The 1411-nt window shown below is 69.4% G+C and carries 1 protein-coding gene; it reads right to left on the reverse strand.

The window, feature by feature from the left end:
* On the reverse strand, window positions 1–1368 hold a 1368-nt coding region (locus tag ACIRNI_RS31945; protein WP_403556884.1), incomplete at its 3' end, for an MFS transporter.
* Between the last annotated feature and the right edge of the window lie 43 nt (window positions 1369–1411).

The raw sequence follows: 1411 nt of genomic DNA on the forward strand, positions 1-1411 counted from the left end.
CTCCCTGTTGTGGAGGAAGAGGGTGGTGGTGAGGACGCCGAGGAGGACGATGGCGGCGTTGACGAGGACGGCGATGCCGATGCCGTCGAGGATGGCGTCGGGGCTGGTGCGTCCGGCGATGTGGGCGGTGGCGATCGCGCTCATGATGGGGGTGCCCATGGTGATGCCGATCTGCTGGGTCATGGTCGCGAGCCCGGTGGCCATGCCCTGTTCGTGGTCGGGCAGGCCGGAGGTGGCGGTGACCATGAACCCGACGATGACGAGCATGTTGCCGATGCCGCCGGCGAAGGTGCCGATGAGCAGCAGCCACATGAAGGAGCGTTCGTCGCCGAGGCCGAAGAGGGCGGCGGTGGCGATGGTCTGCAGGATGCCGCCGGTGATGAGGGTCTGCTTGGTGCCGATCTTCCCGATGACCTTGGCGGCGATGGAGCCGCCGATGACGGTGCCGACGCCCAGGACGCCGAAGGACAGTCCGGCCGCGAGGGGGGAGAAGCCGAGGACTTCCTGGAGGTAGAGGGTCATCAGGAAGACGAGGGAGGTTTCGGTGACGAAGGCGATCAGGCCGGCGATGTTGCCCCAGGCGACGGTGCGTCGCTTGAGGACGCCGACGGGGACGAGGGGGGAGGAGGACTTGGCCTCGACGGCGTAGAAGACGACGAGGAGGGCGAGGCCTGCGAGGAGGGAGCCGGCGGCGATGGGGGAGGTCCAGCCGTGTTCGCCGGCCTGGGTCAGGCCGAAGACGAGGGCGAGCAGGCCGAGGGTGACGGTGATCGCGCCGGGGGCGTCGAGCTTGGGGCGTTCGGTGGGGCGGGACTCGCTGATGATGGCGGGGGCGATGAGCAGGACGGCGAGGGCGACGGGGACGTTGATGAAGAACGCCCACCGCCAGGACAGCAGGTCGGTCAGGACGCCGCCGAGGATGGCGCCGGTGGTGAACCCGGCCGACATCAGCGCGCCGTTCAGGCCGAGGGCCTTGTCGCGCAGGGGGCCTTCGGGGAAGGAGGTGGTCAGCAGGGACAGGCCGGCCGGGGTGACCGCGGCGGTGGCAAGTCCCTGGGCGACGCGGGCGGCGATCAGCAGTTCGGGGGTGGTGGCAAGACCGCCCACCAGGGAGGAGATGCCGAGCAGGGCCAGGCCGAACAGGAACAGCCGGCGCCGGCCGAACAGGTCGGCCACCCTCCCGAACAGCAGGGTGAACCCGGCCGCGCACAACGCGAACGCGGTCGCGATCCACTGCAGGTTCGCCAGCGAGAATCCCAGACCGTTACCGATCACCGGCAACGCCACGTTCAGGATCGAGAAGTCCACCGCCAGCATGAACTGCGCGATCAGCAACACCACCAGCACCAGCCGCTGCCGGCCCGTCATCCGAGGCGGACCGACAGTCCTCCCCTCACCAACCGACTTCACA

Source organism: Streptomyces sp. NPDC093546 (assembly GCF_044765045.1).
Classification (GTDB): Bacteria; Actinomycetota; Actinomycetes; order Streptomycetales; family Streptomycetaceae; genus Streptomyces.